The 17,674-nt window shown below is 68.5% G+C and carries 14 protein-coding genes; 9 read left to right on the forward strand and 5 right to left on the reverse strand.

All coding sequences use genetic code 11. The annotated features are described in order from the left end of the window. Position 1: 1 nt before the first annotated feature. From AB0H84_RS22165 to AB0H84_RS22175, 3 genes are all read right to left on the reverse strand, one after another. Positions 2 to 814 (reverse strand): SDR family oxidoreductase, encoded by an 813-nt coding sequence (locus tag AB0H84_RS22165; protein ID WP_357607030.1) that lies wholly within the window; start codon positions 812 to 814, stop codon positions 2 to 4. Beyond that, positions 811 to 6,165: an SDR family NAD(P)-dependent oxidoreductase gene (locus tag AB0H84_RS22170; protein WP_357607032.1), complete on the reverse strand. Its 5,355-nt coding sequence runs from the start codon at positions 6,163 to 6,165 to the stop codon at positions 811 to 813. Before AB0H84_RS22170 ends, AB0H84_RS22165 begins: the two co-directional genes overlap by 4 nt. An 84-nt stretch (positions 6,166 to 6,249) precedes the next feature. Beyond that, positions 6,250 to 6,714, reverse strand: a complete 465-nt coding sequence (locus AB0H84_RS22175) for an acyl carrier protein (RefSeq protein WP_357607035.1) — start codon at positions 6,712 to 6,714, stop codon at positions 6,250 to 6,252. Between the two features lie 111 nt (positions 6,715 to 6,825). On the opposite strand from AB0H84_RS22175, the gene AB0H84_RS22180 reads away from it, so the two are divergent. From AB0H84_RS22180 to AB0H84_RS22220, 9 genes are all read left to right on the forward strand, one after another. After that, on the forward strand, positions 6,826 to 7,593 hold the full coding sequence (locus tag AB0H84_RS22180) for an alpha/beta fold hydrolase (protein ID WP_357607038.1): 768 nt from the start codon (positions 6,826 to 6,828) through the stop codon (positions 7,591 to 7,593). Continuing rightward, entirely contained in the window at positions 7,590 to 8,909 is a 1,320-nt protein-coding gene (locus AB0H84_RS22185; protein WP_357607042.1) for a condensation domain-containing protein, read from the forward strand. Before AB0H84_RS22180 ends, AB0H84_RS22185 begins: the two co-directional genes overlap by 4 nt. A 220-nt stretch (positions 8,910 to 9,129) precedes the next feature. Next, positions 9,130 to 10,365, forward strand: coding sequence for a type III PLP-dependent enzyme (locus AB0H84_RS22190; RefSeq protein ID WP_357607044.1), 1,236 nt, complete (start codon positions 9,130 to 9,132; stop codon positions 10,363 to 10,365). A gap of 843 nt (positions 10,366 to 11,208) precedes the next feature. Then, positions 11,209 to 11,778 carry a LuxR C-terminal-related transcriptional regulator gene (locus tag AB0H84_RS22195; RefSeq protein WP_357607047.1) on the forward strand — a complete coding sequence of 190 codons (570 nt, stop codon included), beginning with the start codon at positions 11,209 to 11,211 and terminating at the stop codon, positions 11,776 to 11,778. Between the two features lies 1 nt (position 11,779). Then, positions 11,780 to 12,472: a nitroreductase family protein gene (locus tag AB0H84_RS22200; protein ID WP_357607049.1), complete on the forward strand. Its 693-nt coding sequence runs from the start codon at positions 11,780 to 11,782 to the stop codon at positions 12,470 to 12,472. Positions 12,473 to 12,953: 481 nt separating this feature from the next. Continuing rightward, complete coding sequence (locus AB0H84_RS22205; protein WP_357607052.1) at positions 12,954 to 13,580, forward strand: response regulator transcription factor; 627 nt, start codon at positions 12,954 to 12,956, stop codon at positions 13,578 to 13,580. Positions 13,581 to 13,790: 210 nt separating this feature from the next. Then, a complete protein-coding gene (locus AB0H84_RS22210; protein WP_357607055.1) occupies positions 13,791 to 14,729 on the forward strand; it encodes an aldo/keto reductase in 939 nt (312 codons plus the stop codon). 14 nt (positions 14,730 to 14,743) lie between these two features. Beyond that, positions 14,744 to 15,016 carry a phosphopantetheine-binding protein gene (locus AB0H84_RS22215; RefSeq protein ID WP_357607058.1) on the forward strand — a complete coding sequence of 91 codons (273 nt, stop codon included), beginning with the start codon at positions 14,744 to 14,746 and terminating at the stop codon, positions 15,014 to 15,016. Then, on the forward strand, positions 15,013 to 16,131 hold the full coding sequence (locus AB0H84_RS22220; protein WP_357607061.1) for a MupA/Atu3671 family FMN-dependent luciferase-like monooxygenase: 1,119 nt from the start codon (positions 15,013 to 15,015) through the stop codon (positions 16,129 to 16,131). The genes AB0H84_RS22215 and AB0H84_RS22220 overlap by 4 nt, the downstream gene beginning before the upstream one ends. On the opposite strand, the gene AB0H84_RS22225 is transcribed toward AB0H84_RS22220, so the two are convergent. Further along, positions 16,019 to 17,377: a condensation domain-containing protein gene (locus AB0H84_RS22225; protein ID WP_357607064.1), complete on the reverse strand. Its 1,359-nt coding sequence runs from the start codon at positions 17,375 to 17,377 to the stop codon at positions 16,019 to 16,021. The two genes, AB0H84_RS22220 and AB0H84_RS22225, sit on opposite strands and share 113 nt — an antisense overlap. After that, the gene (locus AB0H84_RS22230; protein WP_357607067.1) at positions 17,370 to 17,669 is read right to left on the reverse strand and encodes an acyl carrier protein; all 300 of its coding nucleotides are present in this window, start codon (positions 17,667 to 17,669) and stop codon (positions 17,370 to 17,372) included. The genes AB0H84_RS22225 and AB0H84_RS22230 overlap by 8 nt, the downstream gene beginning before the upstream one ends. Between the last annotated feature and the right edge of the window lie 5 nt (positions 17,670 to 17,674).

The raw sequence follows: 17,674 nt of genomic DNA on the forward strand, positions 1-17,674 counted from the left end.
CTCACCGCATGAGTGGCGCGTTGCCACCATTGAGATAGACGCCGCCGTCGACGACGAGATTCTGCCCGGTGATCCAGCCGGCGGCAGGCGAGCACAGGAAGACCGCGGCGGCCGCGATGTCGGCCGGAGTGCCCAGCCGACCGACCGGAATGTTGCTGGTGATCTGTTCGAACCCGGCGGCTCCCTCACCGTGCAGCATGTTCGCCGCCACACCGTCGGTCGGAACGGGACCGGGAGCGATCGCGTTGACCCGCACGCCTCGCCGCCCCCACTCATACGCCCAGGTGGCGGTGAGAGAGATGATGGCGGCTTTCGCGGCACCGCAGTGCGCGAACCCCGGGAAACCGGCCTCCGGCCGCGGCAGGGTGATGTTGAGGATCACGCCGCGACCCGCCTCCAGCATGGCCGGCACGAAGGCGCGGGTGACGTGGAAGGTTCCGAAGAGGTCGGTACCCACCACCACGTCGAACGCGCGAGAGGTCATCCGTTCCGCCGGCGTCCGGAAGTTGGCCGCCGCGTTGTTGACGACGATCGTGGCGCCCCCATGCCGGGCCGCCACGTAGTCGTACAGTCGTTCGACGCCGGCTTCGTCACGGACGTCGCACGGCACCATGCCGCACGATCGGCCGGTCTCATCGGCCAGCCGCGCTTCCGCGCGGGCGAGCCCCTCGGCCGAGCGAGAGGCGATCACCACGTCGGCGCCGCAGGCGAGGAAGTCATGGGCGATGGCGTACCCGATGCCCGATCTGCCGCCAGTGATCACGGCCACCTCGCCGGCCAGCGCCTTGGAGGTGAACAGTCGGTGAGTGGTCATCGCGCGGTCGGGCCCTTCAGCTCGGCCGCCAGCAACCGCACGGTGTTGGCGTCGAAGAGCGCGCCGGCGCCCAGGCTGGTACCGAAATGCGCATTGATCCGTGAGGTCAGCTGCACCGCGGCGAGGGAATTGCCGCCCAGCTCGAAGAAGTCGTCGTCAAGACCGATGTCCGCCACACCGAGCGAGGCGCTCCACAACCTCCGCAGCGCCGTGACGGCCTCCTCGCCATCACCGTCACCACTGTCTCGATCTCCGGCGCCGCTCGCGATGCGTATGGCGGTGGCGGCCGGCTGGTGGTTGCTGATCATCGGCGCCTGCTCGCCGGCCCAGCCGATGCCGGGCACCTCCAGGGGAAGGTCCCGCATGTCGACCAGCACTACCGGCGGACACTCACCGTTGAGCAGGTCCTGGAAGATGGCCGCGCCCTCGTCAGGCAGCAGGGTGGTCGGGGGCGGCTGGTGTGCCTGCGGATCGGCCGATGGCGCCTCCGTCCGGCCGGCGCCGAACTGGCCCGGAGCGATCTCACGCATCGCGAAGGACTCCATCCGGATCAGCAGGCGGCCGGTTGCGGAGTCGTAGATGTCGAAGTCCACCGGCCGGCCGGCGCGAGCGGCCCCACTGGCGAACCGGGCATGAACCCGGACGTCGGCGGTCAGCGGCGCCAGCACGAGCACCTTGCGGTAGATGAACGGCGCGTACTGCCGCCCCGGCGCGAGATCGGTCAGCACCCCGGCGGCCACGTCCACGATCGCCGGATGCACCGGATGCTCGGCGAGGTCGGGATGGTAGGGATCGGGCAGGACCAGCCGGGCGAGCCGCTCTCCGTCGGCACCGCGCACCTCGGTGATGGTCTCCCATCGTCCCCCGAAATCGATCCAGTCCGCCAGAGGCGAATCCGCCGACGTGGGCAACTGCTCCGCGATCGCGGCGAGGTCGGGTTCTTCGACCGGGTCGGGGGTCCGGGCCGTCCCGGTCGCGTGCTCCGTCCACGTCCCGCCGCCGACGGGCCGGGACTGCACGATGATCCGGTGCGTGTTCCCCACCGGGCGGGCGACGACGCGCAGCTGCCGTGGACCGCCCCCGATCACCGGTGCCAGGAACACCAGGTCGGTGAGCTCCACCGGCCAGCCGCCACGAACCGCCCGCGCGCCGAGGACCGCCAGCTCCAGCAGGCTGGTGCCGGGCAGCACCGGCGTGCCGTCGAACACGTGCTCGTCGAACTCCCAGTCCTGGCCGGGGGTACGCACCACGTCCAGGCCGATGACGACGTCGTCGTCCCCCGCCGGGCCGGTCGACGGCTCGATGGCGGCCGTACGGACGTGGTGCTTTGCGAGAGCGACGGGCGCGCTGGAAGATCGTGCGAGCATTCCGACCTCGGCCCACCCGGCCCACTGCACCGAGACGGTGTGGCGCTGATCGGCGACCCTGCTGAGGCTGTGCGCGTCGAGAAACGCGTTCGCGGCGGCGTAGTCAGCGCTGCCGTACAGCCCTGAGAGGCCCGCGGTGCTGGAGAACAGCAGCAGGAAGTCCAGTGGCGCCCGGTCGGCGAACACCTCTTCGATGGCGAGGGTGCCGGCCGCCTTCGGGTGCAGCACCCGGCGCATCGCCGCGATGTCGCGGAGTTCCATCAGTCCGCCTCCGGCGATCCCGGCGGAATGGACGACGCCGTTGACCGGGCCGAACCGCCGTTGCACCTCGTCGACCACCGCCGCCAACGCCTCCGGGTCACCGACATCACCGGCGTAATCCGCGACCTCGGCCCCGGCATCGGCGATCGTTTCGAGCTCGGCCTGGACGGCGGCGCGGTCCGCGAGCTCGTCCAGCGGGGTGCGGCCGAGGAGCGCGATGTTCGGCTGATATCCGGTTTCGGCCAGCGACCTGGCCACGACGAGACCGATGCCGCCCAGCCCGCCGGTGACGAGGTAGGTGCCGCGGTGGCGCAGCCGCAGGCCGGGCTCCCGCGGTGGCAGGGGTTTGAGCCGCGGAAGCCACCGGGTCGCGCCGCGTACCGCCACCAGGGGAGCCCGGGGGCGGGCGATCGTGTCGCTGAGCACGTGCTCCGCAACGGCCTCGGTCACGTCGATGGCGTAACAGGACAGGGCAGGGTTCTCGAGCTCGGCGGTACGCAGCAGGCCGAGCACGGAGGCGCTGGCGGGATTGACGTTCGGGCCGCCGGTGACATCGACCAATCCGCTGCCCAGCGCCATGACCCGGATCGGGCCACCGTGGCGGCGCTGGAAGGTCACGGCCGCTTTGAGCGCTCCGGCCAATGAGTACAGTCCGGATTCCAATTGCTCGTCCAAATTCGACAGATCGACCCGCGCCGGCGCGGCGAGCAGCGCGGCGTGCGCGATGACCACCGGCTCGGCCCCGCCCCCGGCGGCCTTGTCCAGGACCGACAGCCAGGCTTGCGGATCCGTCGGGTCGATGCTGAGGCGACCCGTGTCGCCGTCCGTGCGGCTGTCCACCACCCGCACCGTCCGGTAGCCGGCGCGTTGCAGCGCCATCTGCGCGGCGCGGCCCTCACCACGAGCGGACGTCAGCAGCACAGCACTGCCCGAGGCGATGCCCGGCCGGTGCATGACGGGAGACGGGTCCCGTACCCATTCCAGCTCCGCCATCCGCCACCGGCCCGCTGCCGTCGGCGTCTCCGGTTCGACGGCCTCGGCCGAGGAGCTGACGTCGGTCCGTGTCTCTGTCGCTGGCTGCGGGCCGTCGGACTTCGGGACCTCCAGCCAATGCCGCCGGCGCTGATACGGGTAGCCGGGCGCGGCGACCCGCCGGTATCCCCGCCCCTCGTCGTGCCGCCAGTACGTGACGGGCACCCCATCGACCCACAACTGCGCGAGCGTCCTGGCGAAAGCCGGTTCGGCACCTTCTCGGCCGATGGCGGAGAGGATCCGGCTCTGCGACTCCCGGCGGTCCGCCCGGCCACGGAGCAGCGGCGCCAGCGTGATGCCGGACCCGACCTCGACCACCGTCGTCGGGCCGTTGGCGAACACCGTCGTGGCGACGGAGTCGAAGTTCACCGGCTCGACCAGCTGCCGCGCCCAGAAGCCGGGTGTGGTGGCCTGGTCGTCGCTGATCACCTCGCCGGTCGCCGCCGAAATGATCGGAATCCGTGGCGACGACAGCCTCAGCTCACCGAGCGCCTTCTCGAGCTCGACCGCCGCGTCGGCCATTGCCGGCGAGTGGAACGCATGCGACGTGGCCAGCACCTTGCAGGCGACCGCCCGTGCGGTCAACACCGCGGCGGCCTCGTCGATGGCGCCCTCCGGGCCTGCCAGCACCACCTGCCGTGGCCCGTTGATCGTGGCGAGCGCGACATCAGCGTTCACCAGGTCGGTGATCTCCTCTGGGCCGGCGGCGACCGCCAGCATCCGGCCGCGCGGCATCCGGTGCATGACCCGTGCCCGTGTGGCGACCGCGCGCAATCCGTCCTCGAAGCCGAACACTCCGCTGACCGCGCCAGCGACCAGCTCGCCGAGGCTGTGCCCGATCAGCATCCCCGGCGACACACCCCAGTGCATGAGGCAATGCGCGAGGGTGTATTCGAAGACGTAGAGCAGTGGCTGCGCCACCTCTGTCTCGGCCAACCGCTTCGGATCGCCCGACGACATCCACAGTGCCCGCAGGTCGAAGCCCAGCAACGGCTCCAGCACCTCGAACGCGGCATCGCAGCCCTGCCGGAACGCGGGCTCGTGATCGTACAGCTCGCGGCACATGCCCGGATGCTGTGCGCCCTGGCCGGGCAGCGCGAACACGAGGTCCCTGGGTACTCCGTCCCAGGTCAACACCCTCGTAGTGTCGCGCAGACCGGCCGCCGCGTCCGCCGCGTCCACCGCCGCGAGCGCCGCCCGTACGGGTTTGCCGCTGCGTCCCACCCGCAACGTGTAGGCCGTGTCGCCGAACCGCTCGTCCGCCAGCTCCGCGAAGTGGGTGGCGAGCCGGTCGCGCAACTGGGATTCGGCCGTCTCGTTCATCGCCGACCAGGTGAGGATCTCGGTGGCCCTGCGGTAACCGTTCCCGGCCGCGGGCGTCGGTGACTCCTCGACGATCACATGTGAGTTCGTGCCGCCGATTCCGAACGAGCTGACGCCCGCGCGCCGCGGCCGCCCGGGCTCGGCCGGCCAATCCCGCAGCTCTGTGTTGACGTAGAACGGCGAGTTCGCCCAGTCCACCTCGGGGTTGGGTGTGGACATGTTGATGCTGGGCGGGATCTGCCGGTGGTGCAGGGCGAGCGTCGTCTTGATGAGCGCGGCCACGCCCGCGGCCTGACCCAGGTGGCCGATGTTCGACTTCACCGAACCGATGGGGCAGTACTGCGCGGGGAGGGGCCCGGCGCTCGCCGACCGGTAGGCGTCGGACAGTCCCGCCAGCTCGATCGGGTCACCCACCCTGGTCCCGGTGCCATGTGCCTCGACATAGCTGATGTCGCGCGGATCGACGCCGCTGCGCCGCAGGGCCTTGAGGATGCATTCACTCTGCCCCGACACGCTGGGCGCGGTGTAGCCGACCTTGCGGGAGCCGTCATTGTTGATCGCCGAGCCGAGGATCGTGGCGTAGATGGTGTCGTTGTCCCGAAGGGCCGCCGACAAAGGTTTGAGCAGCACCACGCCCACCCCGTCGCCGAAGTTGGTGCCGGTGCTGTTCGCGTCGAATGACCGGACGACCCCGTCCATGGCCGCGATCGCCCCCGGAATCGGCACGTATCCACGGTGGAACGGGAACTCGATGTCCACACCGCCCGCCATCGCCATGTCACAGTCGCCGGCCAGGATCGACGTCATCGCCATGTGCACCGCCACCAGCGAACTGGAGCAGGCCGTCAGCACCGTCGCGCTGGGTCCGCGCAGGCCGAGCTTGTAAGAGATGTAGGTGGTCAGGTAGTCGGGATTATTGTGGATGTAAATCGCTTCGTAGCCGACGCTGTCCACGACGTCCTGGTTGGCCTCGATGTAGTCGTACCTGTAGCGGTTGATGTTGGTCGCCGCGAACAGTCCGATCTGGCCGGAGTAGTGCGCCGGGTCGTAGCCCGCGTGTTCCAGCGTCCCGTACACCGTTTCCAGCAGGATCCGGTATTGCGGATCGCGGAGTTCCGCCTCCCGCGGCGTCATCCCGAACAGCTCGTGGTCCAGGCAGTCCGACTCGGTGAGCACAGGCCGTCGCCGCACGTAGCGGGGGTTCGCGATGTCCTGCGGATCCTCATGATGACGCAGCAATTCGTCGTCGGGCAGATCGGTGAGGCAGTCCCGGCCGGCCACCAGGTTGGCCCAGAACTCGCCGATGTTGTCGGCACCCGGAAGCCTCGCGGCCATACCGACGATCGCGATCGAGTCCGCCGTCGCCATCCATTACCTCCACTCGTGGGCCTGGTCGCCCCTGCCGGTGAATTCTGTTGGTACGCGCCGGTCACCTCACGTCCCGAAAACCGGCTACGCGCGTCGTTCCGCCTGCATCTGCCAGGGCAAGGTGTCCGGCGTCGCCGGTGCGGTGGCCGAGCGGACAGCGGCGGCCAGTTCACGGATCGTCGGATAGTGGTACAGGTCGATGAGCGAGCACGTGAAGCCGAGATTCCGGAGATCGTCGATGATCTCAACAAGGGTCACCGAGGAGAGACCGGCCTCGAAGAAGTTGGCATCGAGACCGACGGTGCGGTACTGGTTGAACACTTCATGAATGCGCGCCATCGAATCGGTACCCGGCCGACCGGCCGCTGAGTTGTTCACCGCGCATCCACCAATCGTCCAATTTGCTGCATGTACCGACTTATCGATCATTTTGAAACTGCGGCGTTGCACGGGCATGTCCCCTAAAGAGGAGACGCGATCGGCGGATGAGCACGCGCTGTCACCGATTTCCGGGACAAACCCTGCCTTGCGGTAGGCGTTCGGCTGCAAGAACGTATATCTGGTCTAGTCGGGTTTCTGCTGAAAGGACGGAGTTGTGGACGGCAGAGGGTTTCCTACCACCCTGGCCGGGTCGGCCACCCGTCACCGGGGACCGGGTTGGTGACCACGGCCTGGCTACGGCGGTGCGGCGGCAGCGACGCGCCCGGCCTCAGGCTGATCTGCGTACCGTACGCCGGCGGGGGCGCGGCGATGTTCCGGCAGTGGCGGTTGCCTGACGACCTGGCATGTGAGGTGTGGGCGGTACAGCTACCCGGTCGGGAGAGCCGATTCCGGGAGCGGCCGCTGAGACGGATCGAACCTGTGGTGGACGCGCTGGCGCATGAGCTGCTCCCCCTGCTTGACCGGCCTTACGCGCTGTTCGGGCACAGCATGGGGGCTCTGCTCGCGTTCGAGCTGTGCCGGCGATTGCGCCGTGACGGGAAGGCGCTGCCGGTGCGGCTGCTGGTGTCGGCGCATCGAGCCCCGCACCTCCCGGGGTGGCGCCCCGCGGCGAGCACCTTACCGCAACCGCGCCTGCTGCACCGGCTCGCCGAGATGGCCGGCCCGTCCCGGTCGGTGGTCATGGATCCGGACCTGCTGGCAGCCATGTCGCCCACGATCCGCGCCGACTTCGAGCTGTGCGAGACCTACCGGTACACCCCCGACGACCCGCTCGACGTGCCCATTACCTGCTTCGCGGCCTTTGACGACCCGGAGGTACGCATCGACGAGATGCTCGCCTGGCGCGAACACACCACGGTGGGCTCTCGTCTGTTCACGTTCCCGGGCGGTCATCTGTTCCTCCTCGACCACCTCACCGGTGTCCTCACCCACACCACGGCGGAGCTGTCGGCTCACGCGAGCGCCGGGCGACGTGGCACGCCATGACCACCGGCCACGACGTACCCTCCTACGCACAGGAGCGCCGGGTACGCGCCGCTGAGGCCGCCCGGCTCAGAGGTGATCCACCCACCGCGAAGACACTCGCGTTCGCCAGTGTGCTTCCCGGACGCGCCGACGTGGCCGCGCTCGAGACGGCGGTCAACAGCTTTGTCGCCCGCCATGGCGCGTTGCAGCGTCGGTTCCATTGCCAGAACGGGGTGGTCACCATCCGGCGCGTCACCCCGAGCCGGATCCGGTGCACGGTCACGGAGACCGACTCTCCACCCAGCGGCGCCGAGGCGGTGGAGCGCCTGGTCCGCGCCGAAGTGAACCGGCCGTTCGACGTGCTGGGCTGGCCCTTGATGCGAGCCGGGGTGATCCAGTCCGACCGGCCCGTGTTCTACCTGTCCATGGATCATCTGATCACTGACGGCTGGTCGCTGGCTGTGGCGCGGCGCGACATCGAGGCCCTGTACAACTCCGCTCTCTCGGGTGAACCGGCCGGCCTGCCGCAGCCGGCGGACTTCGGCGCCTTCGCAGCAGAGCAACGGCGCCGTTTCGCCCACGGTCCCGCGCTCGACCGGGAGGTCGCCGCGCTGCGACGGTTGCTGGGCGGACGGCCGGTGGAACCGGCGTTCCCAGTCGACGCCCGCCCGTGGGACCTGCGCACCGGCCGGTACGTGCGGATCGACTTGCTGTCAGGCGGTGAAGCAGACGTGTTCGCCCGCCGGTGCCGTGACGCACGGGCCACCGTCCTCATGGGCGTGCTCGCCGCGGTCGGCATCGCGATGCGCGCAACCGCCGACCAGCGGGAGGCGGGCATGCTGGTCGCGATGCACAACCGCGACGCCCCGGCCATCGCCGAGAGTGTCGGGTGGTACGCGAACACGCTGCCGCTCTACTTTCCCGTCGGCGAACGGTTCGACGACACGCTGCGTGCCGCCCGTGGCGCGCTGATGGACGCGATCGAGCATTATGACCTGCCCATCGCGCAGGTGCTGGCCGGCACACCTGCCGGACACTACAACGGCATCGGCGAAGAGTATCCCTTCTGCTTCGTGTCCTTCACCGACGACCGGACCGCCACGCCGGACCGGGCGGCTGGTGGACCCGGCCGGGTCACCGGGGCTCGGCAGGAGGCCTGGCAACACGTCCACCTGGCGCCCTCGCACCGGGTCGGGTACGGCCTCTGGATCTCGTTGACCGACACCGGCCTCCTGGCCGCGATCGCCTCACCGGACAGTCCCCGACAGCGCGACCGCCTCACCTCGTTCGAGACCGCCCTGGCCGACGTGGTGCGCGGGGTGGCCATGACGGCTTGAGGTGGTGCTGGCGTAATCTCCGCATTCGTCATCGTCACGGAGCGCATCCCGCTCAGGCGAGCCCACAATTATCAAGGTCGCTTGGACGGCGCCCGCTCGACCGCGGCGGCACGTGGGCGAAGGGTCAAAGCGGGCCGCCACCCCGGCCGCCGGCTCAGGCATGTCCCCAATGGATGCGACCGATCCTCGGTCATATCGTCGGCGACGATCCGGAGGTGCGATGACGTTTCACCTGGCCAACGTGGCCGAATCGAAGCTGGTCAGCGAATACGGCAGCCCGCTTTACGTCTATCAGCTGGACGCGGTGGTTGCCGCGCTCGCCGACCTGCGTGACGCGCTTCCCGCCGAGGCCGCGCTCTACTACTCGCTGAAGGCCAACCCGCACCCCCAGATCGCCGCGACCTTGAGAGAGGGCGACTGTCACGCGGAGATCAGCTCGGAGGGTGAGCTCGCGGCCGCGCGGGCCGCCGGCTTCCCGGGCGCCGACTGCCTCTACACCGGACCCGCGAAGTCAGCCGAGGAGATCGCGGCCGCGCTCGACGCCGGGGTCACGCTCTTCTCCGTCGAGTCCTCCGCCGACTATAGGCGGGTGGCCCGCGCGGCCGCGTCCGCCGGGAAGCTCGCCCGCTGCCTGATCCGCGTCTCCGGCTCGGCGAGCGGCGCCGCCGGTCTGCGCATGACCGGCGTATCCTCCCAGTTCGGCGTGGACGCGCGGGAGCTCCTGGCGGAGCCGGAGCGCTTCGCCGACGTCGAAGGCGCGCAGGTTGTCGGCGCTCACTTCTTCCCGGTGAGTAACGTGGCCGACGAGGAGTGCCTGTTCGGCGAAGTCGCGGGGAGCATCGCGACGGCCGCCAGGCTGCGGCGGGAGACCGGGCTTCGCTTGAAGCAATTGGATCTCGGCGGCGGGTTCGCCGCGCCGTACGCCAAGCCAGGCGCCCGTCCGCGCTACCCGACGCTCCGCCGCCGCCTGGAGAAGGTGCTCGACGCCCACCTGCCTGGATGGCGCGACGGCAGCCCGCTGATCGCCTTCGAGTCCGGCAGGCACCTGGTCGGCGGCTGTGGCACGCTCATCTGCTCCGTGGCCGACATCAAGCAGCGCGCCGACCGGACCTTCGTTCTGCTGGACACCGGCATCCATCACCTGGGCGGTCTGTCGGGCCTCGGCCGCATGCTCCCTGACGCTGCCCCGGTTCCCGTCGCGGAGTCCGGCGAGCAGACCTCCACCGTCACGCTGGCCGGACCGCTCTGCACCCCGGCGGACGTCCTGTCGCGCTCGACCCGGCTCGCTGGGCTCACCCCTGGCGATCTCCTCGCCTTCCCCAACCTCGGCGCCTACGGCCTGACCGCCAGTCTGATCGCCTTCCTGAGCCGCCCTGCCCCCGCCGAGATCGTCTTCCGCGGCGAAGAGCCGATCTCCGCCTCCCGCCTGCGCATCACCCGGGAGACCATCCGATGACCAGGCTCTTTCTGCTACGGCACGCGCAGGCGGTGTACGACATCCGGCGCGCACGGGCGAACCACGACATGTGCACCGGCTGACCCCACCCGGCCGTGAGGAGTCCCGCCGATCGCCGGCCGGATCACCGGCATGCGCCGCCTCCGCCAAAATAACCGTCGCGCGAGTTGACTCGCTTGTTCAGTGACACTTCGTCTACTCCTCGCCCTAATGAGCAGAATACGAAGTGGGCACACAGAGTAAGGCTGACCTTACGCCACTGTGCGTGAACGCCGACCAACAAAACCATGCAGTCACACCAGAAGGATCAGCCCCTGCCGGGGAGAGGAACTTATCCCCGCACGGGCCCGTTCTCGCGGCATCGCGAAGGGCCGGGGGCTGGCCGGAAAACCGCTGGAGACAACGGTTCAGCTCGCGTGTAGTTGGAATATAGACGCAGGCACTACATTTGACGACTCGCGGCAAGAATAGCCGAGAAGATCGATCTTCGGCCGGCGGGGCGCCGGCCGGAAGACCAATTGAAGACAGCCGGGCAGGCTGGCCTGGGATGTCGCCCCACCGGCTCGCCCATTAATACCCGTGGCCGCATCGACGGCCTACGAGAGTTTTTGCACCATGCGGATCCGAGGGAGAAGAACTGCATGATCTGGACGAAGTGCCGGGCGGCGGCGAGCAAATCGCCATTACGGCGGCCGGATCGTCCGCCGCCGGGCGTCGGAGTTGTCCATTGACAGAACCTCGACAGCCAATAGGTGACACCGCCTCAGCGCGCCGTAAGGGTGTTGGATGATAAAGGTAAGCGTTATCGACACGTGCCCGGTCTTCGTTCACGGACTGGCCACTGTGTTGCGCGACAAAGGCTTCGTGGTGAAGAGCGACGCGATTGGTCCCATGTCGGCCTCCCGGTGGGGAACAGACGTTTTCCTGATCGCCCCGACCACGGTTCGGGACATGACGTGGGAAGATCTGCTGGCTGAAGTCCTGCCGGCCGCACCCGTCGCGGTCATCATGGATCACACCGTCCATGGCAGCGTCGACAGTTTCATTCGAGCCGGTGTCACCGGCGTCCTCGACCGATGCGCCCAGGTCGACGTCGTCGTCGAAGGGCTGCGAGCAGTCGCCGGCGGCAGAAGATTCATCGGCGCCTCGAACGACACCTCTGCCGACGGCGGCCACGACGGGGCCGTACCAGGTGTCCGGGCCGACGAGGCCAACCCGCTGTCGCCTCGGGAGCTGCAGGTCATCACCCAGATCGCGCGCGGCCTGACGCACCGGCAGGGCGCCCGCGCCCTCGGCATCAGTCAGCACACCTTCGACACACATATCAAGCGCATCCGGTCGAAGCTCGGGGTCGGCAACAAAGCCGAGCTGACCCGCGCCGTCGTCATGCGCGATTTTCGCCGGGCGAGCTGACATGACCGCCTCCTCCCCCGATGACACCATGTCCGTACGTGGCGCGCTGTCACCCGACGAACTGCTGACCACCACCCGCAGCGTACGGTGGCGATTGGACCTGACACGCTCCGTCCCAGAGGAACTGATCGACGAATGCATCGGGATCGCGGTTCAGGCGCCGTCCGCGCAGAATGCGCAGAACTGGCACTGGATCGTCGTCACGGATGCCGATCTGCGGCGCAGCATCGGAGGCTACTACCGCCAGGCGTACTACACCTACCTCGAAGAGGAGGTGCGGCAGCGGATCGCCTCCGGTCACGAGACGGCCGGGGCCCCGCACCAAGACGCCGCGGAGCGGCGGCAGGTGCACAGTTCCCGCTACCTCGCCGATCACATGGGCGAGGTGCCGGTACTCGTCGTAGCGGCCATCGACATCGGCACGCCCGTGCTGCCGGATGCCAATCAGGCGGGGATCTGGGGCTCGCTGCTGCCGGCCGCGTGGTCCTATGCACTGGCAGCCCGCGCACGCGGGCTCGGCACTACCTGGACGATGCTGCACCTGCGCCATGAACGCGAGATCGCGGAGCTGCTGCGGTTGCCGGACACCGTTTTTCAAGGCGTCCTGCTGCCGACGGCGTATTACCTGGGCGACACGTTCCGGCGCGCCCCGCGCAAACCGCTGTCGGCCGTGGTGCACCGCAACGGCTGGTGACGGTTCGCTGGTTCGGCCGCTGGAATTGATGGCGGACGAAGAATTCTTCCGGCTTCTGTACTCGCCGGATCTCAATTCCGGCGGATCGGGTCTGGAAGAACAGCAAGCGTGGCTCGAACTTCTCGATGCCGAAATCTGGAACGCATCCGACGAACGCGCCGACGCCGTCTGCCGACCCGATTCCAGCTCGGGAAAGCGCAGCTTGTCATGTTCGAGGAGCCTCTGCCGACCCTTCGCGCGGCCGCTGCCATGGGTCGGCGACCGCCTTACTGATTGCGCCCTCCTGGGGCGCGGTTGCTCACTCGTCAACCGATGAAATAGTTCCGCTGATTGACTGGTTGTGTCCCTTGATCCAGGGACGCGGGCCGTTTCGGCGGGTGCTAGGCTGACCGATATCTCCTTTCGAGCCGGAGCGGCGTAGGGGGCCGACAGCTGCGCTCTATCGCCTCTTCCTTCTCTTTCTGGGGGTTTTATGATCCGAGTGGGGATTCTTGATAAATCGCCAGTATTTCTGGCCGGCCTGGTCCAGGTCCTTTCCGACGCCGGCATCAAGGTGCTCGACGCGCAGACCTCGCCGACCGAGCAGATCTCTTGGTTGGCGGACGCGTATCTGATCGACCCGGAGGCCCTGCCCTACGAGGAAAGATTCCGCCACATCTCGTACCTGGCCGGATACGCCACCGTGATCGTCCTGGCGCTGTACCCCATGTCGGGCACGACAGCGGCTTTCACCGAGGCCGGAGCGCGGCTGGTCATCAACAAATCGGCGCCGCCCGAGGTGTTCATCGACACGATCCGCCAGGCGACTGTGGGGGCAGTACCCAAGCAGAAAGACACGGCCTCTCTCGCCGGCATGTCAGAGCCGGCCACGCTCGCCCTCTCCGAGAGGGAACAGCAGGTGCTGCGGCGGATCTCCCAAGGGCTGACCCACAGCCAGATCGCCACCCGACTGGGCATCAGCCGGCATACGGTCGACACCTACGTCAAACGCATCCGCGCCAAGCTTGGCGCAGGCAACAAGGCCGAGCTCACCAGAGCCGCGCTCCTGGGCCACATCGTCGGCAGTGATTGCGGTTTTCTCAGTCCGAATCCATCGAGCCGGAACTGACGCGATCGTCCTGAAGTGACGAGGGGTGACCGTTTCACGCTCCGACCGGAATGGTGAGAGCTCCGCACGGCCGACCGCCAGGGTCGCCGCCGTCCGGGAGACGTCGCGGCGACAAACCCTCAGCTGTCCCCTATTTCGGGCAACGTCACGAAATCCGGCGACAATCGTGCCTGTGGTGCCCGGTTCTACTGTGCCTGACAGGAGGTAGCAGTGAATACCACACTGGGCAAGACCGGGCTGAACGTCTCCCGCATCGCGTTCGGCACCTGGGAACTGAGCGGACACTGGGGCGCCTTCGACGAGCACGAGGCCATCGCCGCGATCCGCCACGCCAGGACGTTGGGCATCAACATCTTCGACACCGCCCACTCCTACGGCTGGGGAGCCGCGGAACGCATCCTCGGCAAGGCGCTGCGGGAGGATCTCACCAGTCGCCGCGACGAAGTGGTGATCGTGACCAAGGGCGGGATGCGCATCAGCGACGCCGGGCAGCCCTACCCTGACTCCAGCCCCGGCATGCTCCGGGCGGGCATCGAGAACAGCCTGGAATCGCTGGGGGTCGACCACATCGACCTCTACCTGGTGCACGTGCCCGACCCGAACATTCCCTACGCCGAGGTGGCGGGATTCCTGAACGAGTTCGTCGACGCGGGGACCATCCGGCATGTCGGGGTCTCCAACTACAGTCCCGAGCAGATGACTGCCTTCGCCGCCGGCCGGGCGGTGGAGGTCGTGCAATCGCCGTACAACCTGTTTCGCAGGCGCGTAGAGAGCGCCGAACTGCCCTACGCGCGGGCGCACGACATCGGCACGCTCGCCTATGCGCCGCTGGCCAACGGCCTGCTGTCAGGGGCACTCACCGAAGACACCACCTTCGAGGACGACTGGCGGGGATTCGCGCCCGCCTTCCGCGGCGAACCGTACAGAAAGACCATCCAGGTCGTCGATCGGCTCGCCACGTTCGCCGCCAAGGAGCTGGAGGCCACGGTCGCTCAGCTCGCGGTCGCGTGGACGCTGGCCAACCCTGCAGTGGATTGCGCGATTGTGGGCACCCGGCGGGCCGAACACATCGAAGCGGCGGTCGACGCGGTGCGACTGCGGCTCACGGCGGATCATCTCGCCGAGATCGACAGCATCGTCTCGAACTGATCGTGGGAGATTACATGGAAAGCTGGGACGGGTCCTTCGAGATGGTGCTGCGTCCGCATTTGGTGCTGCTCGACGAAGCCGCGCCCGTCGTATCCGACCTGGATCTGCGGGAGGCCGGCGTCGACTCGCTCGCCCTGGTCGAGCTGCTGGTCTCGATCGAGGAGACCTACGAGGTGGAGTTTCCCGACGAACTGCTCATCGGCGACACTTTCCGCACGCCGGCCACGTTATGGGCGGCCATCGCCGACCTCCTCGAGAGGGCCGGCAGGCAGCCGGCGCGCGGATGAAGCTGAGCGTCTTCTTCTTCTCCAGCGCCGACCGCGGGGCCGCGCCTGACCGCTACTCCTTCATTTTGGAAACCGCAGTGCTGGCGGAGGATCTGGGCTTCGAGGCGATCTGGATGCCGGAGCGCCATTTCCACTCCTTCGGCGGGCTGTTCCCGAGCCCGGCGGTGCTGGCCGCCGCGCTCGCGACGCGGACGAACCGGATCGGCCTGCGCGCGGGCAGCGTGGTCATGCCGCTGCACCACGTGGCCAGGGTGGCTGAGGAATGGGCGATGGTCGACGCGCTGTCCAACGGCCGCGCGGGGCTGTCGCTGGCCACCGGCTGGAACCGTGGCGACTTCGTGCTCGGCCAGGTCGGCTACGAACAGCGGCGCGAGCACACCTTCGCCACGGTTGACACGCTGCGGGCGCTGTGGCGAGGTGAAGAACTCGCCCTGAGTCCCGACGGTGAACTGCCGCCGGTGCGTACCTATCCGGCGCCCATGGGCCGGGACATTCCGCTGTGGCTGACCGCCATGTCGGGGCCGGCCACGTTCGAGGAGGCGGCGCGGCGCGGCTGCCGCGTGCTGACCGCCTATCTTCAGCAGGACAGGTCGCAGGTGGAGCGGAATGTCCGGGTTTATCGCGAAGCATTCTCTCCCGCGTCACCCGGCGGGCGGCCGCACGTCACGCTCATGATGCACGCCTGCGTCACGGAGACAGCCGAGCAGGCGCTGGCGGCCGTGGAGCGGCCGTTGATCACCTATCAGCGCGAGTTCCTCGACCTGCACGACCGCACGGTCCGCGCGGGCGATCTGGAGGAGCTCACCGAGGAGGAGAAGGACGAGCTGGCCAGTTACGCGGCCCGGAAGTACGCGGCCGAGCGTGGCCTGATCGGCGGGCGGGAGGAGGTCGCGGCCCGGCTGGACGATCTCGCCTCGATCGGGGTCGACGAGGTGGCCTGCCTGGTCGACTTCGGGCTCGAACCCGAGCTCGTCTTCCAGACGCTCAAGCAGCTGGCCGTCGTCACCAGCCCACGAGACCGGGAATCTCCTTCAGCTCTATGTCGGCGGACACCGCCCGCACCAGGAGCCGTTCGATCCCCCGGAGCAAGATCTCCACGTCCGCGGCCGTCATGACGGTCGGATCGGCGCCCAGCGAGAGCCACAGGCTCGCTCCCTGCACGCCACCGATGTCGAGTCTGAGCAGCTGCCGCCGGTCCCACAGCACGCTGCGCCGGAAGGTGGTGTGCGGCATGGCCCGCTCAAGCTCCTCCGGCGTATGGCGGCGCAGCGGGGCCTGCTTGAAGCCGGTGGCGGCCCGCACGTCGCAGCCCAGGTCGAACTCGACGCCGCGCTGCTCGCTCACCTCTTCGATGGCCTCTCTGATCAGTTCCGGTGGATAGGAGGAATGGCGGTAGGCCAGCAGCGAGGCGGCCCAAGAGCGGTGGATCACTTCGTGGAAGGAGGCGTCGGTGACATCGACCGCGAACAGTCCGGTCTGTGCCTGAGTACCCACCATCTCCCGCAGCGCGGGCGAACTCCTGTTGGCTGCGACCAGCCGGAGCGCCACAGTGCTCTGACCGGTGCGCACGCTGAGAAGCGCGGAAACGGCGGCCAGAACCACCCCCGTGCTCGAGGCGCCCAGTTCGGCCCCAAGCGTGGCGGCGGCCAGAGCCGCCGCCACGGAGTCGAGATTCCCTGCCGGTGACCAGGACGCGGAAACCTCCGGCTCTCGCTTGGTGAACATCGTCGGCGGGATCGTCGCCAGCGTGCGCCGCCAGTAGTCGGCCGATCGCCTCGCGCTGCGGAGTCCCGCGGGTGAGGTCTCGGCCTCTGCCTGGTCCAGGGGGTGGGTGAGGGCGGCAGGCAGGTCGTCCGGCTCTCCCTTGAGCAGCTTGGCAAAGGTGCCGCAGGCCAGTTCGGAGCCCAGCCGGTCGACAGCCAGGTGCGAGAACATGAACAGCACATAAGTGGGCGTGCCCTCACACGTGATCACCGCGGCCTTGAGCGGCCACTCCTCGTCCTCGAACGCATGCCCCTTGTACTCGTAGGACAGCTGCTCCGCCAGCTCGCCGTCCGCCTTGCCCGCCTCATGCAACGCGAGGCGGTATTCCCCGCTGCCGGCCACGTGCTGACGCGGACTGCCGTCAGGCCCGACACTGATCGTGGTGCGAAATGCCTCGTAGCACTCCACCAGGCGTCGGACGGCGTCGGCGACGTCCTCGACCGTTCGCCCTCGCGGCACGGGGAGCAGCCGGCCAAAGTTGAAGTAGTAGTGATGGGGCCGGAACCGGGCATGCAGGTGCCACATCTCGCGCTGGGCCCAGGTCAGGTCTCCCGATCTCGACCTGGCGCCCTGAAAATCGACGACGATCTCATCCACTCTCGGGCGTCCATTCGATCTGGTGCCACGGCTGCGGCCCACTCCAGGCCGGCGCCTCCGCGATCACCGGCGCCAGCTCCCGCGGAGTCGGATGTTCCAGGAACTCCACGAGGTCGATCTCCTTACCGAGCTCCGCACGCACCCGCGATCGGAGACGAACCGCGGTGAGTGAGGTGGCCCCCAGATCCATCAGGTGGCTGTCCGCGTCGATCTCCGCCATCCGCAGAACCTGCCGCCAGATGGTCACCAAGCTCTCGGTCAGTTCGGCCAGCTCACTGTCCGGTTCGGGCATCGGGC

The sequence above is a fragment of the Nonomuraea sp. NPDC050786 genome, assembly GCF_040654115.1.
GTDB lineage: Bacteria > Actinomycetota > Actinomycetes > Streptosporangiales > Streptosporangiaceae > Nonomuraea.